Consider the following 699-nt stretch of genomic DNA (forward strand, 5'->3'; position numbering starts at 1 on the left):
ACGGTACAGCGCATCTGGCGCAAGCACGGCGTGCGCCCCCATCGACTCGATACGCACATGGTCTCAAACGACCCTGACTTCGAGACCAAGGCTGCAGACGTCATCGGCCTGTATCTGAACCCGCCCGCACATGCGGTGGTGTTCTGCGTGGACGAGAAGACGGCAATTCAAGCTCTGGATCGTAAGGATCGGATGCTACCGCTGTCGCCAGGGCGCGCCGAGAGCCATGGCTTCGAATACAAACGTAACGGCACGCTTAGCCTGTTCGCTGCGCTCAATACGGCAACCGGAGAAGTCATCGGCAAGACCGCGCCGCGCCATACCAGCGAACAGTTCGTGGCCTTCCTCACCGACGTTATCGCCAGTCAGCGGCCCAAACAAGAGATTCATGTGATCTGCGACAACGTCAGCAGCCACAAGACACCGCGCGTGCACGAATTCTTGCGACAACACCGCAACGTGCGGTTGCATTACACCCCAACCTATACCTCTTGGCTGAATCAGGTGGAAAACTGGTTCTCGCGCATCCAGCGCGATGTAATTGCGCGAGGCATCTTCACCACGGTGAAGGATTTGGACCGCAAGCTGATGCGCTACATCCGCGAGCACAACAAGAATCCCAAGCCGATTAAATGGAAATACGATGATCCATCACGACGAATTCGGCCAGTGCCATTTCAATGACGCAGTCGACTAGCT

1 protein-coding gene is annotated in these 699 nt (G+C 56.8%); it reads left to right on the forward strand.

Features of this window, described 5'->3' with window-relative positions; all coding sequences use genetic code 11:
- Nucleotides 1-684 (forward strand): IS630 family transposase (locus M3I56_RS40785; protein WP_254358694.1); only part of this gene is annotated, 684 nt, incomplete at its 5' end.
- Nucleotides 685-699: the final 15 nt, after the last annotated feature.

The sequence above is a fragment of the Paraburkholderia sp. CNPSo 3281 genome, from assembly GCF_024206515.1.
Classification (GTDB): domain Bacteria; phylum Pseudomonadota; class Gammaproteobacteria; order Burkholderiales; family Burkholderiaceae; genus Paraburkholderia; species Paraburkholderia nodosa.